We start from the raw sequence: 23,999 nt of genomic DNA, 5'->3' as shown, positions 1-23,999 counted from the left end.
GGAGTTTCGTCTACCGGCCTCGGGTGGTTCGTCCACCCGAGGCCGGTGGTTTGTCCAGCCGGTCCACCGGGTTCATGTTGGTCTGCTTGAGCAGGTAGTGCGGACGCTTCTTGGTCTCGTAGTAGATCCGACCGATGTACTCGCCGATCACGCCGAGCATGACCATCTGCAGGCCGCCGAGCCCGGTGATCGCCGCGATCAGCGTGACGTACCCCGGCATGTCGACCCCGTGCAGGAGTGCCGCCACCAGTACCCAGATCGCATACCCGGCCGCCACCGCGGTCAGCAGCAGGCCGACGTAGATCGCCATCCGCAGCGGCTTGTTGTTGAACGACAGCAGCCCGTCGAGCCCGTACTCCAGCAGTCGCCGGAACGTCCATCGGCTCTTCCGGTCCGGGGCCGCCTTCACGTTGTCGTACTCGAACAGGATCGACTCGAACCCGATCCAGGCGAACAGCCCTTTGGAGAAGCGGTTGTACTCGTTCAGCTCGAGCAGCCCGTCGACCGCGCGCCGCGACAACAGCCGGAAGTCGCCGACCCCGTCCGTCAGCTCGACATCGGCCCATTTGTTGATCAGCCAGTAGTACGCCCGCGCGAACAACGTGCGGGTGGCCGGGTCGCCGGTGCGGTTACGCCGGGCGATGACCTGGTCGAAACCACGCTCGTGCTCCTCGAGCATCCGGCCGATCAGTTCCGGCGGGTGCTGCAGGTCGGCGTCCATGATGACGATCGCATCGCCGGAGGCGTACCGCAGGCCGGCCAGCATCGCGGCTTCCTTGCCGAAATTGCGGCTGAAGGACAGATATCGGACCGAGTCGTCGGTGGCTGCCAACCCGACGAGGGCCTCGAGCGTCCCATCACTACTGCCGTCGTCGACGTACACGATCTCGTACGGCCGGCCGGAGGCAGACAGTTCACGACTGAGCGCCTCGTGGAACCGGCTGACCACCTCGACCTCGTTGTAACACGGCACCACTAGGCTCAGGCGCGTTATCGGGCTCATGCGCAACTTCCAGGAAGGACAGGGGGACGGTCGGTGGCCTCAGAGGACGGCGAATCACCAAGGGCAGCGCGGCGACGTTCGGCGCTGCTGGCTGCCGTCGTCGCCTTCGTCGTCGTGGCGGCGGTGTTCGCCACCTCCGGCATCATCCGCGGTACCTATCCCTTCGGTTCGCTGTCGCGCAGTACCAACGATCTTGGCACGCAGTACATCCCCTTCTTCGCCCACCTGTGGGACGTCCTGCACGGCCAGGCCCAAGGTGACCTGCTGTTCAACTGGCAGAGCGCGTTCGGGGTCGGCTTCCTGGCCGACCTCGGGGTCAATCTCGGCAGCCCATTGTCCCTGCTGGTGGGGTTGTTCCCCCGCCATCAGATCGACCTGGCCGTCTACGTCATCACCACCCTGAAGCTCAGCCTGGCCGCGGCCGCGATGGCGGCCCTACTGATGAAGATGCGTCCCGGCCCCCGGTGGGTTGCCGCGATGCTGGGTGTCTCGTACGGCGTCTGCGGCTGGGCGCTCGACGACGGATCGTACGTGCCGATGTGGCTGGACGGCCTGATCGCACTGCCGATGTTCTTCATGGTCGCGGAGTGGTCACTGCGCCGGACCAACCGGCTGCTCAGTGTGCTCGTGGTCGGCCTGTTCTGGCTGTCCAACTTCTACACCGCCTACATGGCAACGATCGCGGGTGGGATCTACCTGCTCGCCCGGGTGCTCACCAGCGACCTCAAGTGGTCGCTGCGGCTGCGGGCGATCCTGCGGCACGGCATCTCGTTCGTGCTGGGCATGGCCTTGGTCGCGCCCATCCTGCTACCGATCATCACGACGAACCGCGCCGCAACGCCGTCGCCGTCCGGGATCTTCCACCCGTCGGCGCTGGACGTCTTCCTGTCCCGCCTCTTGCCGCTGACCGAGGGCGTCGGCCGGACAGCGAGCCTGTACGTCGGAACCGTTGCCCTGCTGCTCGCGCTGACGATGCCGTTCAACAAGTTCGTGCCGTGGCTGACCAAGCTCGTCTGGGTGATCACGACCGTCCTGATCACGTTGTCCTTCAGGTGGCCGCCCACACAGGAGTTCTGGCACGCGTTCGACACCCCGAACGGCAGCCAGTACCGCGAGGCGTTCGTGCTCTGCGGCGTGATCGTGGTGCTCGCCTGGGTCTCGGTCTCGCACAAGCTGCCAGGCCCGATCGCGTTGCTCGGCGGCGGTGGGTTGCTCGCGCTGATCGCCGTACTGTCGGATGGCAGTCCGTTGCTGACCAGGCACTGGTTGTCCGTGCTGATCGGGTCCGGAGTCGCGACTTTGGTTGTCTTCGGCACCATTTGGACGCTGCGCCGGTTCACGAACACCCGGCGGGTCAAATGGCCGGTGGCAGCGGCATTCGCCGTACTGCTTGCGGTTGTGGCGGTGGAGACCACCTGGACCGCGGTGATCACCGACGAGCAACGCGGGCACGTGCTCGGCGCGTCGGCCGCGGCATGGGACGACAAGCAGACAGCGCGGTACGACGCGCTGCGGGCGGCGGGACATTGGCCTGCGTATCGGACGGAGCCGGGTACGTCGATCACGCCGAACGACCCGATCCTGCTCGGCGGGCAGGGCGCCGGCCTGTACAGCAGCCTGTTGCCGGAGTCGACCAACGAGACGTTGACCGGCCTTGGCTTCGGCTGGTCCGGGTACGGTCGCGCGTCGCGCACTCTCGACAACCCGGTCACCGACGCGATCTTCTCGGTCGGCGCGCGGATGCGGCTCGTCGGCACCGGGCAACCGAACATCACCCGGTCCGATGCGCCGCCACTCGTGACGGTACGGCGACGGCTCGGTGCGACGACCGAGGTCGACACCAATGCGCCGAATGCGTACGCGATCCAGGAGCGGCTGCTCGGGAGCACCGTGTACGAAGTCCCGAAGTACAAGGGGACGCGGTTCGAGACCGGTGACGTCAAGCTGGTCGCGGCGTGCACGCCGGGTACGTCGGCGTACCTGTTCATGCCTCGCGTCGGCGGACGGGCTCGGCTGGCTGACGGGCAGTGGCACGAGCTGAGCGCGACGCGGCGGCCGGGGATCAACACGAGCAGCGCGATGATCGCCCTCGGCTCCGTGCCGAAGACCGGGGTGGTGCTGATCGAGCTCAACTTCGGCGACGACCCGCAGGGCATCCCGCCGTCCAGCGCGATCGGATGCCTCAACCACCAGGAGCTGGCGAAGGCGATCCGGCGGCTGCGCGAGAGCGGAGCGACCGATGTGGAGGCCGGCGGTCATTCCCTGCACGCGACGCTGCGCCCTGGCAGCACGGGGTACGCCGTGGTCGCCGTACCGAAGATCGACGGCTGGATGTGCTCGGTCGGTGGCGGCAAGGCTGCGGTGCCGCGGGACTACGGCGGGCTGATTGCTGTGCCGCTGACCGGTAGTGCAGACCGGATCGACTGCACCTTCGTACCGCCGGGGATGCGTCGTGGGCTGGCGATCGGCGGTGCCGCCGCCGTACTCACGCTCGGGATCGTGCTCCTCGGCGCGCTACGACGGCGGCGCGTCGCTAGTTGACGTCGCGGCGGTGGAACACCCACCCGCCGAGCAGCACCATGACCACGGCGAGAGTCGCCAGGTACCAGGCGCCATGCTCGAACGACAGCGTCTTCTGGACGTAGTCGCAGATGTAGCTGCCGTCGTTGCCGGTCTTGCACTCGGTCACGTAGTACTGCGCGTCGTGGCGGACGAAGGCGTCGAAGTTGATCTTCACCAGCCACGGCTGGGCCTTCTGCAGAAACGCCGCGAACACGCCCTCGGCGAGGACGAGGTACCCCATCACCACACCGATCGCCGCCGCCGTATGCCGTAGCAGCAGGCCGACGATGCACCCGAGGGCGGCCGCGAGCGCGGTCGTCACCACGGCTCGGCCGCCGATCGCGCTGAGATCTCCCCAGGTCTTTGTTGTCGTACTGGCGGTGTCACCAAGGTGGTCGACGATCAGGAACGTGCCCAGTAGCACGATCGCGAGCACTACCGCGGCGATCGGCACGAAGCCGGTCGCTGCCGCGAGCAGCTTGCTGCCGTAGACCCGGAGCCGGCGCGGCTCGAACGTCAACCAGTTGCCGATGGCACCAGAACTGAACTCGGCGCCGACGAAGCTGGCCCCGATCAGGAACGCGGCGAAGGCGAGGAAGTACGACGATCCTTGCAGCAGATCCGGCATGATCTGGGCGAACACCGTCGGCGGCTTGCCGTAGTCCTCCAGCTTGGGCTCCGGGTAGGAGCACATGTCGTCGACCGTCGGCTTCGGGTCGGGCTGGGCCTTCCAGTCCTCCTCGCATTGCGCGCGGTTCTCGGCGGCGTGGTCGACCCAGTCTTTGTGGGCCAGCTGGAACTGTCGCTCAGCTTGCTGCTGTTCGGCCGCGGACAGCGGTCGCGCGTCGAACCAGGTCGCTACGAGCAGCAGCGCGGTGATCAGGAAGAGCCCGGCTACGCCGATCAACGTGAGCCGGCGAGCAGTCAGGCGGCGGAGTTCGACCTTGGTGAGTCGGATCATCACAACCCCTCGCCCTCGGTCAGCTCGAGGAAGACGGACTCCAGGTCGGCGCGGACCGGGACCAGCTCCGACACGTACAGCTCCTGGTGGGCAAGGCGACGGGTCACGTCGGCCGGGTCGGGCGCACCTTCGACGAGCAAGTAGTTGCCGTCGGCCCGCACGGTCATGCCGGCTGCGGTCAGGATCCTGGTCGCGGCCTCGTGGTTGCCCACGGCAACCTTCACGGTCGGCGCCGTACTGCCGCCGATGACCTCGGCGACTGTTCCTGAGGCGAGGAGCCGGCCGTGGCCGATGATCGAGACGGTGTCGGCGACCTGCTCGACCTCGGCCAGGATGTGGCTGCTGACGAGTACGGTCTTGCCCTGGTCGCCGAGCCCGCGCATGGTCTCACGGATCTCCCGGATGCCGGCCGGGTCGAGGCCGTTGGTCGGCTCGTCGAAGATCAGCAGGTCGGGCTCCTTCAGCAGGGTGGCGGCGATCGCGAGGCGCTGCTTCATGCCGAGCGAGTACGAACGGAAGCGGTCGTTGCCACGCTCACCCAATGAGGTCTGCTCGAGTACTTCGCCGACGCGCGTCCTCGGGGCACCGATCGCCTCGGCGAGTAGCTCGAGATTCTTCCGGCCGGTGAACGCCGGGAAGAACTTCGGCGACTCGACGATCGCCCCTATCCGGCCGACCACCTCGGGCAGCTGCGCCGGCACTGTCTTGCCGAAGACCGTCATCGTGCCCGCGTCGGATCGGACCAGCCCGAGGAGCATGCGGATCGAGGTCGTCTTCCCTGAACCGTTCGGCCCCAAGAACCCGTGCACACCGCCGGTCGGTACTTCGAGGTCGAGCCCCTGCACGGCAACCACCTTGCGCCCCCGCCGGGTCCGGTAGGTCTTGCGCAACCCGCGCGTACTGATGGCCACGTCGGGCATCAGCGCCCCCTCTCGTCAGTGAGCAGACGCACAGCGTGACAGGTTTGTTCGCAAACACACGGTGAGCCGCGCCCACCCCACGCGCTCCCACCCGCCTCAGCCTCGCCCGGCCTCGCTCCGGCCTCGCCCCAGCCTTGACCGGCCTTGCCCTGCCTTCCCTTCCCCCGATAGCGGGTTGTTTCATTGCTGGCGGGATATATCCCGTCAGCGGGCACATAACCCGCCATCCGCCTCCCGGCTGCGCGGCGAGCCCGTGCCACCCAGACCCCGCGGAGCGCGTCGGGTGGATCGCATTTCCGGGTGATTTGATCCAAGATTGAACGGAAACTGTTGGCTACTGAAGGAGCTGGTCGTGAACGCCCGTCCCCCGTTACCCCCGTTCACCCGCGAGACCGCCGTCCAGAAGGTCCGCGCTGCGGAGAATGCGTGGAACAAGCAGGATCCGGAGGCGGTGTCGCTGGCCTACACGCCGGACACCTACTGGCGGAACCGGGACGTCTTCGTGAACGGGCGGGCCGAGGTTGTCGAGTTCCTGACGCAGAAGTGGGCGCGCGAGCTGGACTACCGGCTGATCAAGGAGCTGTGGGCCTTCACCGACGACCGCATCGCAGTCCGGTTCGTCTACGAGTCGCATGATGCGGCCGGCCAGTGGTACCGCTCACACGGCAACGAGAACTGGGAGTTCGACGAGAACGGGTTGATGCGAGTACGGCGGGCGAGCATCAACGACCAGGTGATCGCCGAGTCCGACCGACTGTTCCACTGGGACGTCCCAGGCCCCCGCCCGGACGACCACCCAGGCCTCACCGAGCTGGGCCTCTGATCTCCGGCACGAATAGCCCCGATGGCTAGTGCCTCGTCAAGCAACGTTCGGGTTGTATTCCCCACCCCAGGGTTCTCCTCTGTTGTTGTGCCCTCTCCCCTCGTACACCAGCAGAGAAGGCCCAACACGCGCGGATAACCCTTCCTGTTGCGACCGGCGAGCGGTCGTTACGACCACAACCTTTCTTGACGAGGCACTAGGTGGGGCCTTCGAACGGCGGACGTGGTGGGAGCGCAGCGACGAGGAACACGTTGCGCAGGACGCGCGGAGATCTTCTCCACCACCCACCATGCCCGCTCGACGCAGGAGATCCGCCAAGCGCGCGTGAAGCCAACCACCTCCACCACCCACGTCCCCGGCCACGCGAGGCAGCTCCACCAAGCATTCACCGCGAGCGGCAGCTCGCCGCCCGGCGATAAGCCGGAAACAACGCCGGCGGCAGCCGGAGGGCAGGCGGGAGCGCGCGGGGCAGGCGCGGGGAGGAGCGTCGCGACGAGGAAGGCGCCTGCGGAGCACGCGCTGGATGAATACCCCCTCTAGGTATCCGAGCAGGACTTGCATCTGATACCCGGAGGGGGTACTTTTTGGGTGTCGACATACCCCCGAGGGGTAGCTGAGGAGTTTGAGATGAGCGACGAGCACGTACACGGATACACCGCTGAGAAGACCAGCCACCTGAAGCGGCTGCGGCGGATCGAGGGGCAGATTCGCGGTCTGCAGCGGATGGTCGAGGAGGACAAGTACTGCATCGACATCCTGACCCAGGTGTCGGCCGCCACGAAGGCGTTGCAGTCGTTCTCGCTCGAGCTGCTCGACGAGCACCTCTCGCACTGCGTGGTCGAGGCCGCGCAGAAGGGCGGTCCGGAGGCCGAGGAGAAGGTCCGCGAGGCCTCCGACGCGATCGCACGCCTGGTTCGTAGCTAAATCACTCAAGGAGCAACCGATATGACCACCACCACTTACTCCGTCTCCGGCATGACCTGCGCGCACTGCACCTCCGCAGTCACAGAGGAGCTCACCAAGCTCGTCGGTGTGCAGGACGTGACGATCGATCTCGTCGAGGGCGGCACCTCCGCGGTGCACGTGACGAGTGAGTCCGCGCTCGACGAGACCGCCGTACGTGAGGCCGTCGACGAGGCGGGCTACGTTCTGGCGGCGTCGTGAGCCGGGCCGCCGCGCTCCGGCTCGGCGCGTTCGCCGGTGCGTTGGCGCTCGCCTTCGGGGCGGCGTACGGCATCGGCACCGCGGTCGACCCGATCGCGGCGGCCAACACACCTTCGCAGTCGCAGGAGATGGGCATGGGCGACACGGGCGGTCACGACGCCGGCGGGCAACTGCCGGGGCTCGCGGTGTCCGACGCGGGGTACACGTTCTCCCCGGCGTCGACGTTCTTCACCGCCGGCACGAAGACCGCACTACGTTTCACCATCAAAGGGCCTGACGGCAAGCCGGTCACGCAGTACACGAGGACGCACGAGAAGGATCTGCATCTGATCGTCGTACGGCGCGACCTGTCCGGCTTCCACCACGTGCACCCGACCTTGGCGGCGGACGGGACGTGGAGTATCCCGTTCACGTTCACCGCCGGCGGGACATGGCGGATGTACGCCGACTTCCAGCCGGCCGGCCTCGACAAGAACATCACGCTCGGTACGGACGTCAACGTCACCGGGCTGTATGTCCCGGTCCCGCTCAACGAACCCGCCGCCGTCACCAGCATTCACGGGTACGACGTGACGCTCGCCGGTACGCCGGTTGCGGGCAAGGAATCGCAGCTGACGTTCAAGGTCAGCAAGAACGGCAAGCCGGTGACCGACCTGCAGCCGTACCTGGGCGCCTTCGGGCACCTGGTCTCACTGCGCAGCGGTGACCTGGCCTACCTGCACAACCACCCGGCGCAGCACGCCGAGCCGGGGATGAAGGGCGGCCCGTCGATCGACTTCATGACGACCTTCCCGACCGCGGGCACGTACAGCCTGTTCCTGGACTTCCAGCACGCCGGCGCCGTTCACACCGCGGAGTTCACGGTGCACGTCGACTCGACCGGCACCACGATCGCCCCGCCGACCGGCGTACCGACATCCACCGCGCATGAAGAGGAGGCACACGAACATGAGCAACCAGTCCGTTGAGCTCATCATCGGCGGGATGACGTGCGCTTCCTGCGCCGCCCGGGTCGAGAAGAAGCTGAACCGGATGGACGGCGTCACGGCGACTGTCAACTATTCCACCGAGAAGGCGAAGGTGACGTACCCCGAGGGCGTCTCCACCGACGACCTGGTCGCCACCGTCGAGAAGACCGGCTACACCGCGGCCCTGCCGACGCCGGCCGTCACGACCGAGGCGGAGGAGCCGGATGAGCTGAAGCCCCTGCGGCAGCGGCTGATCGCGAGCATCGTGCTCACGGTGCCGGTGGTCGCGTTCGGGATGATCCCGGCGCTGCAGTTCAACTCGTGGCAGTGGGCGTCACTGACCCTGGCGTTCCCGGTGGTCACGTGGGCGGCCTGGCCGTTCCACAAGGCCGCCTGGACAAACCTGCGGCACGCCGCGACGACGATGGACACGCTGATCTCGCTGGGCGTGGTGAGCTCGTTCCTCTGGTCGCTGTACGCGTTGTTCCTCGGCTCGGCGGGCGAACCAGGCATGAAGATGCCGTTCACGCTGATCCCGTCCCGGGGCAGCGGCGCCGAGGAGATCTACCTCGAGGTGGCGACCGCGGTCACCGTGTTCATCCTGTCCGGGCGGTACTTCGAGGCGCGGGCCAAGCGTCGGTCCGGTGCCGCCTTGCGCGCTCTGCTGGAGCTCGGGGCAAAGGATGTCGCAGTACTGCGGAACGGTACGGAGACTCGGATCCCGGCTGACCAGCTGGTCGTAGGCGACGAGTTCGTCGTCCGGCCTGGCGAGAAGATCGCGACGGACGGTGTGATCGTGACCGGGAGCAGCGCGGTCGACGCGTCGATGCTGACCGGCGAGTCCGTGCCGGTCGAGGTCGGCGCTGGTGACGCAGTCGTTGGTGCGACCGTCAATGCGGGCGGACGGCTCGTCGTACGGGCTGTGCGAGTCGGCGCGGATACTCAGCTGGCGCAGATGGCGCGGCTGGTCGAGGACGCGCAGAACGGGAAGGCCGCCGTACAACGCCTTGCCGACAAGGTGTCCGGGATCTTCGTGCCGATCGTGATCGGGCTTGCGCTGGCGACGCTCGGCTTCTGGCTGGGCAACGGTTCGCCGGTGGAGGTCGCGTTCACGGCGGCGGTCGCCGTACTGATCATCGCCTGCCCGTGTGCGTTGGGGCTGGCCACACCGACCGCGTTGATGGTCGGGACCGGTCGTGGCGCGCAGTTGGGCATCCTGATCAAGGGGCCGGAGGTGCTCGAGTCCACGCGGCGCGTCGACACCGTCGTACTGGACAAGACGGGCACCGTGACCACGGGCCGGATGGAGCTGGTCGACGTACTGCTGGCTCCCGGTCAGGAGCGGGCCGAGGTACTGCGGTTGGCGGGCGCGCTGGAGCACTCGTCGGAGCACCCGATCGCGCAGGCCGTCGCCCGGGCTGCATCAACCGCCGGGAAGCTGCCTGAGGTCGAGGACTTCGGGAACGTCGAAGGTCTTGGGGTGCAAGGGATCGTCGACGGGCACGCCGTACTCGTCGGGCGGACTCGCTTGCTGGAGGAGTGGAGCCAGCACCTGCCCTCCGAACTCGCCCACGCGAAGGAACATGCTGAGGCGGAAGGCAGTACGGCGGTTGCGGTCGGCTGGGACGGGGTTGCGCGGGCCGTGCTGGTTGTTGCGGACACCGTGAAACCGACGTCGGTGCAGGCGATCTCTCAGTTGCGCGAGCTGGGTCTGCGGCCGGTGCTGCTGACCGGCGACAACGAAGCAGTTGCGCTGAAGGTTGCCGGCGAGGTCGGGATCGACGACGTGATCGCCGAAGTACTCCCGGCCGGCAAGGTCGACGCGGTGAAGAAGCTGCAGGACGAGGGTCGCGTGGTCGCGATGATCGGTGACGGCGTCAACGACGCGGCCGCCCTCGCCCAGGCCGACCTCGGCCTGAGCATGGGCACCGGCACCGACGTAGCGATCGAAGCAAGCGATCTGACGTTGGTACGCGGCGATTTGCGGGCGGCTGTGGATGCCATTCGGCTGTCCCGCAGCACGTTGCGCACGATCAAGGGCAACCTGTTCTGGGCCTTCGCCTACAACGTGTTGGCACTGCCGCTCGCCGCCGCCGGCCTGCTGAACCCCATGCTGGCCGGGGCCGCGATGGCCTTCAGCTCGGTCTTCGTCGTATCCAACAGCCTACGGCTGCGTCGGTTCCGTTCGCTCACATAAGCGATGAGTGTTGCAGTACGACCACCCCCATCTTTGTGGTCGTACTGCAACATCTGCTAATGTGGCCGTACGACCACACGCAGGGAGCGCCGATGGAGATCCGTAGCGCACACGACCTCGGCGCCGCCGTGCGCCAGGCGCGGGCACGGCGTCGCCTGACACAGGAACAGCTTGCCCGGGAAGCCGGAGTCTCCCGCGAGTGGCTCATTCGACTGGAACGCGGCCACGCACGTCTCGAACTGCAACTCGTTCTGAACACTCTCGCCGCGGCCGGACTTACGCTGCTGGTCAGCGACGACGACGCTGCGACCGAGGATCCGACCGAGACCGCTTGGGAAGAGGTCTTCAGCCCCCTGACCGCGCGCGAGCCGGAACACCGGCGAGCCGTCGACGGCTGAAGACCAGCTCGCCACGTACCTGGACGGTGTCCGGGTCGGCACCCTGCACCAGAACGCGCATGGCAACCTCTCGTTCGAGTACGACGACACCTATCGGAGCCGGCCGTTGAGCGTGCCGTTGTCGCTGTCCATGCCGAAAGCGGAAGGCGCACCCGAACAAGCGGGTTCTCGCCTTCATCTCCGGCCTACTGCCCGACAGCGAACCCGCACTCCAACGGCTGGGCCGCAAGTACGGCGTGTCCGCGAACAACCCGTTCGCCCTGCTCGGCCACATCGGCCGTGACGCCGCGGGCGCCGTACAGATCTTGCCGATGACATCGGACTGCGACGACGCGAGCCGCCAGGGTGAGATCGAGTGGCTCGACGACGAGGCGATCGGGCGTACTCTCACTGACCTCGCGCGGAGTCCGGAGAGCTGGGATCCAGGCCGGAACGCCGGCCGGTGGAGTCTGGCCGGAGCACAGAGCAAGATCGCACTCTTCCGTTCACCGGATGGGCGTTGGGGCGTCCCGTGCGACTCGACGCCGACGACTCACATCCTCAAGTCGTCGATGCCGAACTACGAAGGGCATCACCTGAACGAACACCTCTGCCTGCGCGCAGCTCAGCTCTGCGGCCTCCCCGCCGCGGCGACCGAGGTGTTGACGACCGACCGCTACGAAGTGCTCGTCTCCCGACGATACGACCGCATCCAGGACCAGGACGGACGCTGGCGGCGGCTTCACCAAGAAGACCTCTGCCAGGCATTGTCCGCTGCACCGGGTATGAAGTACCAAACCGATGGCGGCCCCTGGGCGGCCGCCGGAGCACGCCTGGGGATGACGCGCGACCGGGCGATCGGCCGCGTACAACATCTCCGTGCTCGCATTCCGGCGGCTTTTTTCACGGCCGCAAACGAGTCCGGGGTGCCCGAGTCGTTGCGCGACCGTGCCCGGTGGATCGCCGAGTTGATCGACGCCCAGGTCGCAGGCCGTCGCGATGGTTGGGGCCGGCTCGACGTACGACCGTGGAAGCCGTCCACCTGAACCGCCTCATCTGATCCAGGCGGTTGCGTCGGTTGGGAGTTTGCCGTTGTCGAGGGGGATGCTGCTCAGCAGCACCTCCTCGTGCGACGGCAGCTCGATCGGGTCGGCGCTCAGGTTGGTGATGCAGGTGAGGGTCTCGCGCTGGAAGCTGAGGACGTCGGGTGGGGAGTCCATCCAGGTGAGCGTTCCGTCCCCGAGCAGTTCGCGTCGGATCCGTAGGCCGGTGCGGTACAGGGCCAGCATCGAGTTCTGGTCGTCGTGCTGGGATTCGACCGTCAGGTTCTTCCAGTCCGCCGGCTGCGGGAGCCACGGCGTACCCGCACCGAAGCCGAAGGGCGGTTCCTTGCCGGACCAAGGTAGGGGCACTCGGCAACCATCCCGCCCCCGGTCCGTGCCTCCCGAGCGGGCGAAGATCGGGTCCTGCAACAGCTCGTCCGGCAGGTCCTCAACCTCTGGCAACCCGAGCTCTTCGCCCTGGTAGACGTAGAGGCTTCCGGGAAGCGCCATGGCGAGCAGGGCGGCCGCGCGGGCCCGGCGCTCGCCCAGCACCAGATCGGTCTGCATCCCGTGCTTGCGGTCCTGGTGGGAGAACGACGTGTCGGGGCGGCCGTACTTCGTCACCGGGCGGGTGACGTCGTGGTTCGACAGCACCCAGGTCGGGGGCGCTCCGATCGGCACGTGGGTCGAGAGGGTGAGGTCGATGGAGGCGCGGAGCTCGTCGGCCTCCCACGGACGCGACAGGAAGTCGAAGTTGAACGCGGTCTGCATCTCGTCCGGCCGCAGGTACAGCGCGAAGCGTTCCTGGTCCGGCATCCACATCTCGCCGACGAGGAAGCGTCCGTCGTACTGATCGGTGAGGTGCCGCCAGCCGCGATAGACCTCGTGTACTTCGTCGTGGTCGGTGTACGACTCCTCGACGCTGTCCAGGTCCTTGAACAGGACGGCGGCACTGTCGATCCGGATCCCGTCGACGCCGCGATCCAGCCAGAACCGGAGGATGTCGTGAAATTCCTCGACAACCTCCGGGTTCCGCCAGTTGAAGTCGGGCTGCTCGGGCGCAAACAGGTGCAAGTACCACTCACCGTCTTCCACCTGAGTCCACGCCGGCCCGTTGAAGATCGACTGCCAGTCGTTGGGCGGACCATCGTTCCGGCCGGCCCGGAACAGGAACCGCTCGCGCTCGGGCGACCCCGGGCCGGCGCGCAGGGCCTCGACGAACCAGTCCTGCTGGTCGGAGCCGTGGTTCGGCACGATGTCGATGATCGTCCGGATGTTCAGCGCATGCGCCTCCGCGATATACGCCTCGGCCTCCGCCAACGTCCCGAACGCCGGGTCGATCGCCCGGTAGTCGGCCACGTCGTATCCACCGTCAGCCATCGGAGACGGATACCACGGGTTCAACCAGATAGCGTCCACCCCAAGCTCGGCCAAATACGCCAACTTGGCACGCAAACCGGCCAGATCCCCGACCCCATCATCGTTGCCATCGGCAAAACTCCGCAGATAGACCTGATAAATCGCAGCTCCGCGCCACCATTCGTCGGCCATCGAATCTCCTTAACCTTTGAGGCTTCCGGCCGTGAGGCCGGCCATGATGCTGCGTTGGAAGATGAAGAACACCAGGATTGTGGGCAGGCTGGCGATTACCAGCGACGCGATGAGGACGTTCTGGGGCATTTGGGCCGATAGGGAGGCGATACCTACGCTGATGGACATCTTGTCGGTCTCCGGGAGGACCAGGAGGGGCCAGACGAAGTCCTTCCAGACCGTGACCACGGACAGGATCGACACGACGCCGATGATCGGGCGGGAGACCGGCAGGACGATCGACCAGAGGATCCTCGCGGGTGAGGCGCCGTCGATCTCCGCGGCCTCCAGCAGCTCGCGGGGGATCGAGTCGAAGAACCGCTTCAGCAGGAACACGAAGAAGCCGTTCGCTGCCGCCGGCAACCAAATCGCCCACGGAGTGTTCAGTAGGTTCGCGTGGAAGATCGGCAGGTCCTTCGCAACCAGGTACGTCGGCAGCAGCAGCACCATCGGCGGGATCATCAGCGTCGCCAGCATCGCGCCGAGCACCAGCTTCCCGAAGATCGGCCGCAGTTTCGACAACGCGTACGCCGCGCTGACGTCGACCGCGAGCGTGAACAGCCACGCGCCACCGGCGTACAGCACGGTGTTCTTCAGGAAGACTCCGAGCTGGAGCTGCTCCCACGCGTCGACGTACACGTGCAGGTCGAAGTGTTTCGGGAAGAAGCTGGGCGGAATCTGCGCGAGCTCGTCAGGTGACTTGAGCGCGCCCGTCACCATCCAGTAGAGCGGGAACACGAACGCGCCGGTGAACCCGACGACCGTCACCGTCAGGATCGTCCAGTAGATGACCCGGCCGCGCGGCGTGCGGAGAGCGAGCGGTGAGACCAAGGTCCTCATCGGGCGTCCTCCTCGCGCGACACACGCAGGTAGACCGTGGAGAAGACCAGCAGGACGATCATCAGCATCAGGCCGAGTGCGGAACCGCCGCCGAAGTCGCCGAAGTTGAAGGCGTACTGGTACATCAGGTAGGCGACCGTCACGGTCGCGTTCTCCGGGCCGCCGCCGGTCAGCAGGTACGGCTCGATGAAGACCTGCATCGTCGCGACGATCTGCAGGAGCAGCATCACCAGCAGGATCAGCTTGGTCTGCGGGATCGTCACGTGCCAGACGCGCCGGAACAGGCCCGCGCCGTCGAGCTCCGCGGACTCGTACAGATCGCCGGGGATGCTCTGCAGCGCGGCGAGGTAGATCAGCGTGCCGGTGCCGAGGTTCATCCAGGTCGACACGATCACCAGGCTGATGAGCGCCGTACTCGTCGAGTCCAGCCAGCTCAACGGCGGAATGTGTACGACGTCGAGCGCCTGGTTGAAGAGGCCTGCGCCCGGGTCGTAGAACCACTTGAACAGCAGTACGGCGACCGCCGGCGGAAGCATCACCGGCAGGTACACGACGAACCGCAGGTACGCCTTCGCATGCTTCAACTCATTGAGCACGACGGCGAGCACGAACGGCACGGCGTACCCGATCACCAGCGCCAACCCGCTGAAGGCCGCCGTGTTCAACCACGCAGACCGGAACGCCGGGTCCGCAATGACCGTACGAAAGTTGTCGAACCCGACCCAGACTCCCGGATCCACGAAGTTGTTTTGCTGAAAACTCAGCACAACTTCCCGAACCATCGGATACCAGGAGAACAAGGCGAAGCAGATCAAGGCCGCACAGAGAAACCCGTACGCCGTCAGGTTCCGGCCGAACGCTCTCCGCAGAGCTCCGGCACCGTCAGGGGTCGGAGGTTCGTGCCACTCCACCGGCCGGCTCTCGGACCCCCAACCCACCTGCAGATCCTCCACAGCTGTTCCCACACCACCCGCCGTCCCCGCGGAGCGAGGACGGCGGGTGCTTGTGGTTTTGTCATCCATCACGTGTTCTTCGCGAGGATCTTGTTGGCCTTGCCTTCGGCGTCGGAGAGGAACTTGTTGATGTCGGCGTCCTTGCGGGTGAGGACGGCGGACATCGCTACGTCGAGGACGGCGTAGAGCTCCTGCGCCTTGGGCGGTTCGAGCTTGTTGGTGATGTTGCCCTGGGCAGCGACGTACGGCGCGAAGTTGTCGACCGGGACCGTTGCGTACTGCTTGCGCAACGCGGTGATCTCGTTGCCTGGGGCACTGGTTCCGTACAGGTCCGGGATCGGCAGACCGACCGGGCGACCCTGCTCCTTCGACCGGGCGTAGTCGAACTGCCCCTTGCCCGGCGTGAGCTCGTGGAACTCGAGCCACTGCAGACCCGCTTTGATCTTCTCCGGCGACGCCTTCGGGTTGAACATGTACCCGTCGCCACCGCTCAGCGACGACTTCCCGTCCGACTCCGGTACGGCGGTGACGCCGTAGTCGTCGAACTTGCCCTTGAAGTCGTTGTTGACCGACTGCACGACATCGGGCGCACCGACCATCATCCCGAGCTTGCCGCCGCCCATCATCCGCATCAGGTCCTCCCACTGGAGCAGCTGCTTCGTGCCCATGGAGTTGTCGTCCCAACGCATCTTCTTCAGGTTCTCGAGAACCGCCTTGCCCTCGTCGCTGTTGAACGCCGCGGTCTTCCCGTCGTCGCTCACCATCGACCCGCCGCGGGCGTACAACTCGGCCGCGAAGTGCCATCCGCCCGTGTTGCCGGCGGAGTATTCGCCGTACCCGACGTACCCCGGGCCGAGCGCCGCGATCTTCTTCGCCGCGTCGCGGACCTCTTCCCACGTCTTCGGCGGGTTGGCCGGGTCCAGACCGGCCTGCGTGAACAGCTTCCGGTTGTAGACCAGGCCCATGTTGTAGTTGTTGCGCGGCAGGCCGTACGTCTTGTCGCCGTCCTTGAACACGCCCATCACGTCCGGACGCAGATCCTTGACCGCACCGACGGTGCCGACGTACTGGCTGATGTCGGCGGCCTGCTTCTTCTCGATGATCTTCCGGACGTCGGTGTAGTAGACGTAGAAGAGATCCTCCTGCGTCCCGCCGGCCAGCTTCGCCTGGAACGTGTCGGGGTTGATGCAGGGGAACGCGTCCTTGCCCTGCACGGTGATGTTCGGGTGCGCTTTCTGGAACGTGGCGACATCCGCCTCCCAGGCCTCGCGCTCCTTCGGATTGCTCTTCGGCGGCTCGCAGCCGACCGTGATCGTCACCGGCCCGTCCGACGCTCCCCCAGCGGCCGGTTTGTTTCCGTCGTCCGACCCGCAGGACGCGGCCACCAGCCCGAGTCCCGCAACCAGCAGCAGGCTGAGCCCGCGGCGCGTTGTCGTCATTTCCACCCTCTCCCTCGGATCGTGTGGACACCGTAGGGAACTGGACGCATGATCGCAATACTTCGATCTGACATTGCAAAAACGTGACTTCTCATGGGAGATTGCCGGCTAGACGACAAACGACAGCAGCCGCCGACCAGAGCGGTCAGCGGCTGCCGTGGTACTGGGTTACGTCTAGATCCGGGCTCGTGCGGTAGAGGCGCGGACGACCAGCTCGGGCTCGAAGAGCAGTTCGTCGGCGGGTACGACAGCGCGCTCGATCAGGGCGACCAGCATGTCGACCGCGGCGCGGCCCATCGCGTCGATCGGCTGGCGGACGGTGGTGAGCGGTGGGTCGGTGCAGTTCATCATCGCCGAGTCGTCGTACCCGATCACCGAGACTTCGCCCGGCACGCTCAGGCCGGCTCGGCGTACGGCGCGGATCGCACCGAGCGCGAGGATGTCGCTCGCGCAGACGATGCCGGTGACGCCGGAGTTCACCAGCCGGGTCGCGGCCGCGTGCCCGCCCTCGAGCGAGAACATCGTGTGCTCGACCAGCTTCGGATCGGCCTCGTCCGCAGCGAGGTACGCCTCGAGCTTCCGCCGCGAGGGGATGTGGTCACGCGGACCGAGCACCATCCCGATCCGCATATGACCGAGCGCTCGCAGGTGCCCGATCGCCATCTCCGCAGCGACGTAGTCGTCCGACGAGACCTGCGGGAACCCGAGGTGGTCGACCGCCGCGTTGACCAGCACGGTCGGCAGCTTGCGCTCCTGGATCAGCTCGTAGTGCTGGTGCGGCGCGTCCGCCTGGGCGTAGAAACCGCCGGCGAACACTACCCCGGACACCTGCTGCTGGAGGAGCAGATCCACGTAGTCGGCCTCGGACACGCCACCGACCGTCCGGGTGCAGAGCAAGGACGTGAAACCTTGCTGCGCGAGCGCGCCGCCGACGACCTCGGCGAACGCGGGGAAGATCGGGTTCTGCAACTCGGGCAGGACCAGACCGACCAGCCGGGCGCGATCACCGCGCAGCTGCGTGGGGCGCTCGTACCCGAGGACATCAAGTGCGGTGAGCACCGCTTCACGGGTCGCCTCGGACACCCCGGGCTTCCCGTTCAGGACGCGGCTCACGGTGGCTTCGCTGACCCCGACCTTCTTGGCCACCTCTGCAAGTCGTCGTGTCATAGCGCAAACTGTACGCCCAATCACGCAAGAATTTGCAAGCACTTGCGTACCTCGCTGAACCCTCAGGATTCCTGACAGACTGGGAGCCGTGCCCCGATTCGTCGCCACCCGCCCGGACACCGGCCTGCTGTCGCTCCCCTGGGACGTCCCGCTGGAGGACTGGCCCGAGGACCAGCTGGTCGCGCTGCCGCGCGGTATCTCGCGGCACGTCGTCCGCTTCGTCCGGGTCAACGGCACGGTGTACGCAATCAAAGAGGTCCTCGAGCATCTGGCGATGCACGAGTACCGGCTGCTCCGCGACCTCGAACGCCTGGAGGCGCCCTCCGTCGAGCCCGTCGGTGTGATCACCGACCGGGTCGACCGCGACGGCGAGCCGATCGACTCGATCCTGATCACCCGGCACCTGCAGTTCTCCCTGCCGTACCGCGCGCTGTTCTCCAGCACGCTCCGGCCCGACACGGTCAACCGGCTGATCGACGCACTGGTCGCGCTGATCGTTCGGCTGCACCTGCTCGGGTTCTTCTGGGGCGACTGCTCGCTGTCCAACACCCTGTTCCGACGGGATGCCGGCGCGTTCGCGGCGTACCTGGTGGATGCCGAGACCGGTGAGCTGCACCAGGACATCTCCGACGGGCAGCGGGCGCACGATCTGTACACCGCGGAGATCAACCTGTTCGGCGAACTGCTCGACCTGCAGGAGGGCGGTCTGCTCGACGAGTCCATCGACCCGCAGGAGACAGTCGAGTCGATCCAGAAGCGGTACGAGGCGCTGTGGGCCGAGCTGACCGCACCGGAGGAGTTCGCCAACGACGAGATGCACCGGCTCGACTCGCGGATCCGGCGACTGAACGAGCTCGGCTTCGACGTCGCCGAGATCGACATCATCACCGACTGGGACGGCAGCCAGGTCCGCATCCAGCCGAAGGTCGTGGACGCGGGCCACCACTCGCGTCGACTGCTCCGACTCACCGGGTTGGACGTCGAGGAGAACCAGGCGCGCCGGCTGCTCAACGACCTGGACGCGTTCGCCGCCGCCACCGACCAGCAGAACGAGGACGAGGAGATCGTCGCCCACCAGTGGCTGACCGAGGTCTTCGAACCAGTCGTCCGCTCGGTCCCCCGCGACCTGAACCGCAAGCTCGAACCCGCCGAGGTGTTCCACGAGGTTCTCGAACACCGCTGGTTCCTGTCCGAACAGGCCGGCCATGAGGTCGACACGATGGAAGCGGCCCGCTCGTACGTGAACGACGTACTGGCGGCGAAACCGGACGAGAAGCTGGCCCTGCCGACACCGACTCTTCCCGAGCCCGACTGAGGTTTGCAACGTTCCGGCCCTCCGCGACGTGATCAGGGTGGGAGGTGCCGGATGGAGTCACCCGACTTCGACGACTGGGTCGCTCAGCGGGGTGCGGCGTTGCTGCGGTTCGCGTACCTCGTCACGCGCGACCACAACCGCGCCGAGGAAGCAGTCCAGGACGCGCTGATCGCGGCGTACTCCAAGTGGACCAAGATCTGTCGCGTCCAGGATCCGGAGGCCTACGTACGGCGGTCCATCGTCAACGCCGACATCTCCCGCTGGCGCCGCTTCTTCCGCCGGGAGACTCCCGCCGAGGAAGTCGGCACCGGCACGACAAGCCCGGACCATGCGGCCGCACAGGCAGAGCACGACGCGGTGTGGGCACTGTGCGCCACCTTGCCCGCCAAGCAACGAGCAGCCGTCGTACTGCGCTACTACGAGGACCTCCCGGACGCCGAGATCGCCGTGATCCTGGACTGCTCACCCGCCACCGTCCGCTCCCAGATCCACCGCGCCCTGGCGAGGCTGCGCACCACCATCACCACCGAGGAGGTCAAGCACTGATGGACCGCTCCGAACAACTCATCGCCGACAGCCTGTCGAAGCACGCGGCGGACGCCCCATCGGACGACCGCCTCCTGGCCGGAGTCCACACCCGCCTACGCCGCCGCCGCACCGGCCGCACGATCGGCGCCGTCGTCATCGCCGCGGCAGCCGTCGCGACCGCGATCACCGCAACCCACCTTGAACTGCGCACCGATCCGCAGATCGCCCAGAACCCGCAAACCGGTTGGCGATGGGAGTCCTTCAGGACAGTCCAGGTACAGGTTCCGGCGCGCTGGACGCAGTACGTGTCCGGACCGGCGCCGTGCACTTTCCTCGGCAACTCGGCAGTTCCCACCATCGGGCGGCTGAACGGCTGGCCGGCCAGCAAGGTCTACACCTGCAACACGGCCGTACTCCCGCTGGCTCGGCGGCAGCCATACCTGTGGTTCAACGACGTCCAGGCGCCAGGCATCAAGCGGTACGACGGTGGCTGGACCGAGGAGACCCGCGTAGTCGGCGGCGTGAAGCTCAGCGTACTGACGAAGGACGACGTGCTCCGCCGAACGATCCTCGGCTCAGCCCGGCCCATCACCAACACGGACTACTACGGCTGCACCGCCCGGCAGCCCGCCGACGGACCGACGGGCAAGCCGACGGCCCAGATCACCGCGGCCTCGATCTGCGAGTACTGGAACGGTTCGCTGATCGCCGGCTCGGAGGTCCAGTCCGACAAGGCTCTGGCGCTGGCCGACCAACTCCTCAACGCCTCCACGCCACGTCCGGCCCCGCAACCAGCCAGCTGCCAGGACGAGGCCCGCGAGTACGTCATCCACCTCCGCGCCGACAACCAGTCGTGGCCGGTCCACGTCCCGTACACCGTCTGCTCCATCAACAACTGGCCGGGCCTCGACCTCATCCGGTCGGGCCCCCATCAGCAAATCCAAGGCGCCGACCTCTTCGACCCGGTCAAGCCGATCCCCTCCCTGCCGCGGTGACTTCCTCGCTATTTGATGCCCGACGTGGAGAAGCCGCTGACGAAGCGGCGTTGCATGAACAGGAAGAGGACCAGGACCGGCAGGACGTACATGACGGCGCCGGCCGCGACCAGGTTGTTCATCGGGAGGCCCTTGTCGTTGACGTAGCCGGTGGCCATCGCGACGGCGAGCGTCGTACTGTCCTGGCTGAGGAACATCGCGGGTCCGACGAAGTCGCCCCAGGCGTGGGTGAACGAGAGGATCACACTGGCCGCGATCACCGGCCACGACTGCGGCAGGAAGATCCGCCAGAAGATCCCGACGTACCCACAGCCGTCGATGATCGCGGCCTCCTCCATTTCGCGAGGGATGCCGGCGAAGAACTGGCGGAACAAGAAGATCAGGAACGCGCTCCCGCCGAGCCCCCACGCCACCCAGGGCCAGTAGGTGTTGACCATGTGCAGCTTCGCGAAGATGAGGTACGTCGGAACCAGCGTCACAATCCCCGGCAGCATCATGGTCGCGAGCAGCACGACGAACAACTGCTTCTTCCCCGGCGCCGTCAGCCGCGCGAACCCGAATCCGACCCAGGCCGAGCTCAAGGTGGTCAAGGAGGTACTGATGAACGCGATCGTGAGCGAGTTCTGCGTCGCGCCGATGAAGTTCACCTGGCTGATCGCATCGGTGTAGTTGGCGAACCGCGGTGCCGATGGCCACCACGAAGGCGGGAACGACGCCATCTCGGCCGGCGACTTCAGCGACGTCGACACCAGCCACAGGATCGGACTCAGCATCACGAGAACGACAGCCAGCAGCACGATGGAGAGCGCCCACCGGTAGGTCCGGGTCATTTCTTCCCCTCCGGCTCGACGGTGTAGAAGACGGTCCGGGCGCTCACCTTGATGATCAGCAGCGTGACCAGCAGGATCACCGCGAACAGCATCCACAACATCGCCGACGCATAGCCGAAGCGGGATGCGCTGAAGTACTGCGCGAACACGTGGATCATGTAGAGGTAGTTGCCCTGTGGCACCGTCCCCGCGCCGCTCAGCGACCCCGACGACAACAGCAAGGGCGCGAACGACTGCAGCGATCCGATCACCCCGGTGATCACCTGGAACAGGATCACCGGGGACAGCAACGGCACAGTGATCCGCGTGAACGACTGCCAGTACGACGCCCCGTCGACCTGAGCCGCTTCGAGCAACTCACGCGGAATGTCCTGCAGGCCGGCCAGCGAGATGATCATCGATCCGCCACATCCCCACACCACCAGCGCGTACAGCACATAACGCACGTTCGGATCGACCAGCCAGGTGATCGGATTCGCCCCGAGCCCGCTCAGTACGCCGTTCGCCGCGCCGGCATCGCGGTCGAAGATCAACCGGAACGTGAGCGCCGCACCCACCGGCGGAACCACGGCCGGCAGGTAGATGAGCCCGCGCAGCAGTCCCCTGCCCTTGATCGGCTGGTTCAGCATCACCGCGAGCAGCAACCCGGCAAAGATCGACAGCGGCACTGTGACCAGCGCGAACAGCCCGGTCCTGCCCAGCGAGCTCAGGGTCAGCGGGTCGTGGAAGATCGCCACGTAGTTCTCGAAGCCGACGAAATGGGTCCGCGGCGACAGTCCGTCGGAGTCGGTCAGGCTGAGCCAGAACGCGTACCCGAGCGGGAACACCGTCAGCGCCACGAACCCGATGATCCACGGTGCGACGAACAGGTAGAACGTCCGCGCCTTCCGCAGGCCGGGCGGCTTCTTCCGCCGGTCCACGGCAGCCGGCGCGGCAGGACGGCGTACCTCGGTCAGGACACTCACCGCAAGCGCTTCTTTCCATCGGCGAGCTGCGTGTTGACCTGGCTCATCACGGTGTCCGCGAACTGCGCGGGCGACGTCGTACCTTTGATTGCCTTGGGCAACTCACGGCCGATGATGCCGTCGATCGCGTCCAGCCGCAGGTACGGGGTGAAGGTCATCACCGAGAAGTACTTCTGCTCTGCCGACTGGACCTCGTACGCCTCCTTCTGGAACGGTTGCGTCTGCGGCATCAGCTTCTGCAGCGACTTCAGCGGCGGGATCCCCCAGCCGCCCTTCGCCCGCGCCTTGGCCGGGTCGCCGGCCAGGAACCACTCCATCACCGCCCAGGCCGCGTCCTTGTTCTTGCCGGCCTTCGGCATCCAGAGCCCGGTCGCGCCGTAGCACGGGCTGATCCGCGCGCCGGTGCCGAACTGCGGCGCCGGCAGCAGATGCGCGAGCTTCGCGTTCTTCGCGTCGGCGCTGAACACACCGCCGAACCAGTAGCCGTCGGTCGCGATCGCCATCCGGCCTGCCTGGAACGTCGGACCGTCCCAGCCGTTCGGATCCGGGTTGAGCACAGTTGGGCCGATACCGGCCTTCGCGTAGTCGAGGTACCAGGTGATCGCGCGCAGCGCCTCCGGGCTGCTCAGATCGACCGATGCGAGGTCGTCGGCGAGCACCCTGCCGCCCGCGGAGGCAGTCATCCCGCAGAGCGTGATGAAGACGCTGAGCCCGTTCGCGTTCAGGCCGTAGGCGCTCACCTTGGCACCCTGCCGCTTCGTGAGCCTCTTGCCGAGGTCGAGCAGCTCGTCGAACGACAGCGGCTCGGCCGAGCTCGGATGCGCAACCTTCGCAGCGTCGAACAGTGCGGAGTTGTACCAGAGCATGGCGTCCTGCGAGTAGTCCTTCGCGAACCCGTACCGCGGGCCGGCGCCCTGTTTCTGCCCGTCGAACCGCCACAGGTCGTTCACCGGGTCGATGTCGTCGGCCTGGATCAGCGTGCTCTTCGCGAAGTACGGATCGAGATCCTCGGCGACCTGCCGGGCTGCGAGGTACGCCGTATCGGTGGCGCCCATGCCCCGGACCACGTCGGGTGGGTTGCCGCTGGCAAGCATCGCGGTCAGCTTGGTCAGGTCGTACTCGACGGTCTTGACGGTCAGGCCGAGCGCCTGCGAGGCCGCCTTGGCCTCCTTCGGCCCGAATTCTCCCGACTGTGACATCACGGTCACGGCACCCTTGGCCTTGGATCCGGTGCCGGTCGCGACCGGAGTGTTCGTGGAGGACGCGGGCGAACAGCCCACCGTGAGGGCACCGCCGGCCGCCACGCCGCCGAGCGCCAGGAACCGGCGGCGGGAGAGCCCTGAGTTCGTTGTGGTCATG

Annotated in this window: 22 protein-coding genes and 1 pseudogene; 12 read left to right on the top strand and 11 right to left on the bottom strand. The window is 66.7% G+C overall.

Going from position 1 to position 23,999, the window contains the following annotated elements; all coding sequences use genetic code 11:
- Nucleotides 1-10: 10 nt before the first annotated feature.
- The gene (locus EV645_RS25070; protein WP_130446376.1) at nt 11-1,003 is read right to left on the bottom strand and encodes a glycosyltransferase family 2 protein; all 993 of its coding nucleotides are present in this window, start codon (nt 1,001-1,003) and stop codon (nt 11-13) included.
- Between the two features lie 33 nt (nt 1,004-1,036).
- Between EV645_RS25070 and EV645_RS25065 the strand changes: the two genes are divergently transcribed.
- Nucleotides 1,037-3,544, top strand: a complete 2,508-nt coding sequence (locus EV645_RS25065) for a YfhO family protein (RefSeq protein WP_130446375.1) — start codon at nt 1,037-1,039, stop codon at nt 3,542-3,544.
- Here the strand turns inward: EV645_RS25065 and EV645_RS25060 are convergent.
- Together EV645_RS25060 and EV645_RS25055 are read right to left on the bottom strand one after the other, a co-directional pair.
- On the bottom strand, nt 3,537-4,526 hold the full coding sequence (locus EV645_RS25060) for an ABC transporter permease subunit (RefSeq protein WP_130446374.1): 990 nt from the start codon (nt 4,524-4,526) through the stop codon (nt 3,537-3,539). The two genes, EV645_RS25065 and EV645_RS25060, sit on opposite strands and share 8 nt — an antisense overlap.
- The gene (locus tag EV645_RS25055) at nt 4,526-5,446 is read right to left on the bottom strand and encodes an ABC transporter ATP-binding protein (protein ID WP_130446373.1); all 921 of its coding nucleotides are present in this window, start codon (nt 5,444-5,446) and stop codon (nt 4,526-4,528) included. The genes EV645_RS25060 and EV645_RS25055 overlap by 1 nt, the downstream gene beginning before the upstream one ends.
- Before the next feature lie 352 nt (nt 5,447-5,798).
- On the opposite strand from EV645_RS25055, the gene EV645_RS25050 reads away from it, so the two are divergent.
- From EV645_RS25050 to EV645_RS25015, 8 genes and pseudogenes are all read left to right on the top strand, one after another.
- Nucleotides 5,799-6,269 carry a nuclear transport factor 2 family protein gene (locus EV645_RS25050; protein ID WP_130446372.1) on the top strand — a complete coding sequence of 157 codons (471 nt, stop codon included), beginning with the start codon at nt 5,799-5,801 and terminating at the stop codon, nt 6,267-6,269.
- Between the two features lie 627 nt (nt 6,270-6,896).
- Nucleotides 6,897-7,193 (top strand): metal-sensitive transcriptional regulator, encoded by a 297-nt coding sequence (locus tag EV645_RS25045; protein WP_130446371.1) that lies wholly within the window; start codon nt 6,897-6,899, stop codon nt 7,191-7,193.
- A gap of 21 nt (nt 7,194-7,214) precedes the next feature.
- Nucleotides 7,215-7,433 (top strand): heavy-metal-associated domain-containing protein, encoded by a 219-nt coding sequence (locus tag EV645_RS25040; protein WP_130446370.1) that lies wholly within the window; start codon nt 7,215-7,217, stop codon nt 7,431-7,433.
- Entirely contained in the window at nt 7,430-8,401 is a 972-nt protein-coding gene (locus EV645_RS25035) for a hypothetical protein (RefSeq protein ID WP_130446369.1), read from the top strand. The genes EV645_RS25040 and EV645_RS25035 overlap by 4 nt, the downstream gene beginning before the upstream one ends.
- Nucleotides 8,382-10,598, top strand: a complete 2,217-nt coding sequence (locus EV645_RS25030; RefSeq protein ID WP_130446368.1) for a heavy metal translocating P-type ATPase — start codon at nt 8,382-8,384, stop codon at nt 10,596-10,598. Before EV645_RS25035 ends, EV645_RS25030 begins: the two co-directional genes overlap by 20 nt.
- Nucleotides 10,599-10,690: 92 nt before the next feature.
- Nucleotides 10,691-10,996 (top strand): helix-turn-helix domain-containing protein, encoded by a 306-nt coding sequence (locus tag EV645_RS25025; RefSeq protein ID WP_157997150.1) that lies wholly within the window; start codon nt 10,691-10,693, stop codon nt 10,994-10,996.
- A 19-nt stretch (nt 10,997-11,015) separates the two neighbouring features.
- A pseudogene (locus EV645_RS43425) lies at nt 11,016-11,244 on the top strand (HipA N-terminal domain-containing protein); the annotation flags it as partial.
- Nucleotides 11,245-11,307: 63 nt separating this feature from the next.
- Nucleotides 11,308-12,021, top strand: coding sequence for a HipA domain-containing protein (locus EV645_RS25015; RefSeq protein WP_277877091.1), 714 nt, complete (start codon nt 11,308-11,310; stop codon nt 12,019-12,021).
- Nucleotides 12,022-12,027: 6 nt separating this feature from the next.
- Here EV645_RS25015 and EV645_RS25010 read toward each other — a convergent pair whose 3' ends face one another.
- The 5 genes from EV645_RS25010 to EV645_RS24990 form a co-directional block, all read right to left on the bottom strand.
- Nucleotides 12,028-13,569, bottom strand: a complete 1,542-nt coding sequence (locus EV645_RS25010; protein ID WP_130446365.1) for a glycoside hydrolase family 13 protein — start codon at nt 13,567-13,569, stop codon at nt 12,028-12,030.
- A 9-nt stretch (nt 13,570-13,578) separates the two neighbouring features.
- Nucleotides 13,579-14,448, bottom strand: a complete 870-nt coding sequence (locus tag EV645_RS25005) for a carbohydrate ABC transporter permease (protein ID WP_130446364.1) — start codon at nt 14,446-14,448, stop codon at nt 13,579-13,581.
- Nucleotides 14,445-15,230 (bottom strand): carbohydrate ABC transporter permease, encoded by a 786-nt coding sequence (locus tag EV645_RS25000; RefSeq protein ID WP_242000630.1) that lies wholly within the window; start codon nt 15,228-15,230, stop codon nt 14,445-14,447. The genes EV645_RS25005 and EV645_RS25000 overlap by 4 nt, the downstream gene beginning before the upstream one ends.
- A 239-nt stretch (nt 15,231-15,469) precedes the next feature.
- Nucleotides 15,470-16,840, bottom strand: a complete 1,371-nt coding sequence (locus EV645_RS24995) for an ABC transporter substrate-binding protein (protein ID WP_130446363.1) — start codon at nt 16,838-16,840, stop codon at nt 15,470-15,472.
- Nucleotides 16,841-17,014: 174 nt separating this feature from the next.
- Nucleotides 17,015-18,007, bottom strand: a complete 993-nt coding sequence (locus tag EV645_RS24990; protein ID WP_130446362.1) for a LacI family DNA-binding transcriptional regulator — start codon at nt 18,005-18,007, stop codon at nt 17,015-17,017.
- A gap of 67 nt (nt 18,008-18,074) precedes the next feature.
- On the opposite strand from EV645_RS24990, the gene EV645_RS24985 reads away from it, so the two are divergent.
- From EV645_RS24985 to EV645_RS24975, 3 genes are read left to right on the top strand one after another with little or no spacing between them, the layout of a single operon-like run.
- On the top strand, nt 18,075-19,322 hold the full coding sequence (locus tag EV645_RS24985; protein WP_242000650.1) for a DUF4032 domain-containing protein: 1,248 nt from the start codon (nt 18,075-18,077) through the stop codon (nt 19,320-19,322).
- 51 nt (nt 19,323-19,373) lie between these two features.
- Complete coding sequence (locus tag EV645_RS24980) at nt 19,374-19,868, top strand: SigE family RNA polymerase sigma factor (protein ID WP_130446360.1); 495 nt, start codon at nt 19,374-19,376, stop codon at nt 19,866-19,868.
- Nucleotides 19,868-20,845, top strand: a complete 978-nt coding sequence (locus tag EV645_RS24975; protein WP_130446359.1) for a hypothetical protein — start codon at nt 19,868-19,870, stop codon at nt 20,843-20,845. The genes EV645_RS24980 and EV645_RS24975 overlap by 1 nt, the downstream gene beginning before the upstream one ends.
- 8 nt (nt 20,846-20,853) lie before the next feature.
- Here the strand turns inward: EV645_RS24975 and EV645_RS24970 are convergent, their stop codons facing one another.
- Genes EV645_RS24970 through EV645_RS24960 form a run of 3 tightly spaced genes read right to left on the bottom strand, consistent with a single transcriptional unit; the run spans nt 20,854 to nt 23,998 of the window.
- Complete coding sequence (locus EV645_RS24970) at nt 20,854-21,675, bottom strand: carbohydrate ABC transporter permease (RefSeq protein ID WP_130446358.1); 822 nt, start codon at nt 21,673-21,675, stop codon at nt 20,854-20,856.
- Nucleotides 21,672-22,640, bottom strand: a complete 969-nt coding sequence (locus EV645_RS24965; RefSeq protein WP_130446357.1) for a carbohydrate ABC transporter permease — start codon at nt 22,638-22,640, stop codon at nt 21,672-21,674. Before EV645_RS24965 ends, EV645_RS24970 begins: the two co-directional genes overlap by 4 nt.
- The gene (locus EV645_RS24960) at nt 22,637-23,998 is read right to left on the bottom strand and encodes an extracellular solute-binding protein (RefSeq protein WP_198681825.1); all 1,362 of its coding nucleotides are present in this window, start codon (nt 23,996-23,998) and stop codon (nt 22,637-22,639) included. The genes EV645_RS24965 and EV645_RS24960 overlap by 4 nt, the downstream gene beginning before the upstream one ends.
- Nucleotide 23,999 lies beyond the last annotated feature (1 nt).

Origin of the sequence: Kribbella rubisoli (assembly GCF_004217145.1) — a bacterium.
In the GTDB taxonomy this organism is placed as follows: Bacteria; Actinomycetota; Actinomycetes; order Propionibacteriales; family Kribbellaceae; genus Kribbella; species Kribbella rubisoli.
The sequence above is the reverse complement of the archived record's forward strand: the minus strand, read 5'-3'. Positions and strand labels throughout refer to the sequence as shown.

Bases quoted from the DNA above. Each gene is read 5' to 3' on its own strand.
- EV645_RS24990 (WP_130446362.1), bottom strand. From the start codon at position 18,007: ATGACACGACGACTTGCAGAGGTGGCCAAGAAGGTCGGGGTCAGCGAA.
- EV645_RS25005 (WP_130446364.1), bottom strand. From the start codon at position 14,448: ATGAGGACCTTGGTCTCACCGCTCGCTCTCCGCACGCCGCGCGGCCGG.
- EV645_RS24995 (WP_130446363.1), bottom strand. From the start codon at position 16,840: ATGACGACAACGCGCCGCGGGCTCAGCCTGCTGCTGGTTGCGGGACTC.
- EV645_RS24970 (WP_130446358.1), bottom strand. From the start codon at position 21,675: ATGACCCGGACCTACCGGTGGGCGCTCTCCATCGTGCTGCTGGCTGTC.
- EV645_RS25055 (WP_130446373.1), bottom strand. From the start codon at position 5,446: ATGCCCGACGTGGCCATCAGTACGCGCGGGTTGCGCAAGACCTACCGG.
- EV645_RS25070 (WP_130446376.1), bottom strand. From the start codon at position 1,003: ATGAGCCCGATAACGCGCCTGAGCCTAGTGGTGCCGTGTTACAACGAG.
- EV645_RS24980 (WP_130446360.1), top strand. From the start codon at position 19,374: ATGGAGTCACCCGACTTCGACGACTGGGTCGCTCAGCGGGGTGCGGCG.
- EV645_RS25060 (WP_130446374.1), bottom strand. From the start codon at position 4,526: ATGATCCGACTCACCAAGGTCGAACTCCGCCGCCTGACTGCTCGCCGG.
- EV645_RS25010 (WP_130446365.1), bottom strand. From the start codon at position 13,569: ATGGCCGACGAATGGTGGCGCGGAGCTGCGATTTATCAGGTCTATCTG.
- EV645_RS25045 (WP_130446371.1), top strand. From the start codon at position 6,897: ATGAGCGACGAGCACGTACACGGATACACCGCTGAGAAGACCAGCCAC.
- EV645_RS24960 (WP_198681825.1), bottom strand. From the start codon at position 23,998: ATGACCACAACGAACTCAGGGCTCTCCCGCCGCCGGTTCCTGGCGCTC.
- EV645_RS25000 (WP_242000630.1), bottom strand. From the start codon at position 15,230: ATGGTTCGGGAAGTTGTGCTGAGTTTTCAGCAAAACAACTTCGTGGAT.
- EV645_RS25030 (WP_130446368.1), top strand. From the start codon at position 8,382: ATGAGCAACCAGTCCGTTGAGCTCATCATCGGCGGGATGACGTGCGCT.
- EV645_RS25040 (WP_130446370.1), top strand. From the start codon at position 7,215: ATGACCACCACCACTTACTCCGTCTCCGGCATGACCTGCGCGCACTGC.
- EV645_RS25025 (WP_157997150.1), top strand. From the start codon at position 10,691: ATGGAGATCCGTAGCGCACACGACCTCGGCGCCGCCGTGCGCCAGGCG.
- EV645_RS25015 (WP_277877091.1), top strand. From the start codon at position 11,308: ATGACATCGGACTGCGACGACGCGAGCCGCCAGGGTGAGATCGAGTGG.
- EV645_RS24975 (WP_130446359.1), top strand. From the start codon at position 19,868: ATGGACCGCTCCGAACAACTCATCGCCGACAGCCTGTCGAAGCACGCG.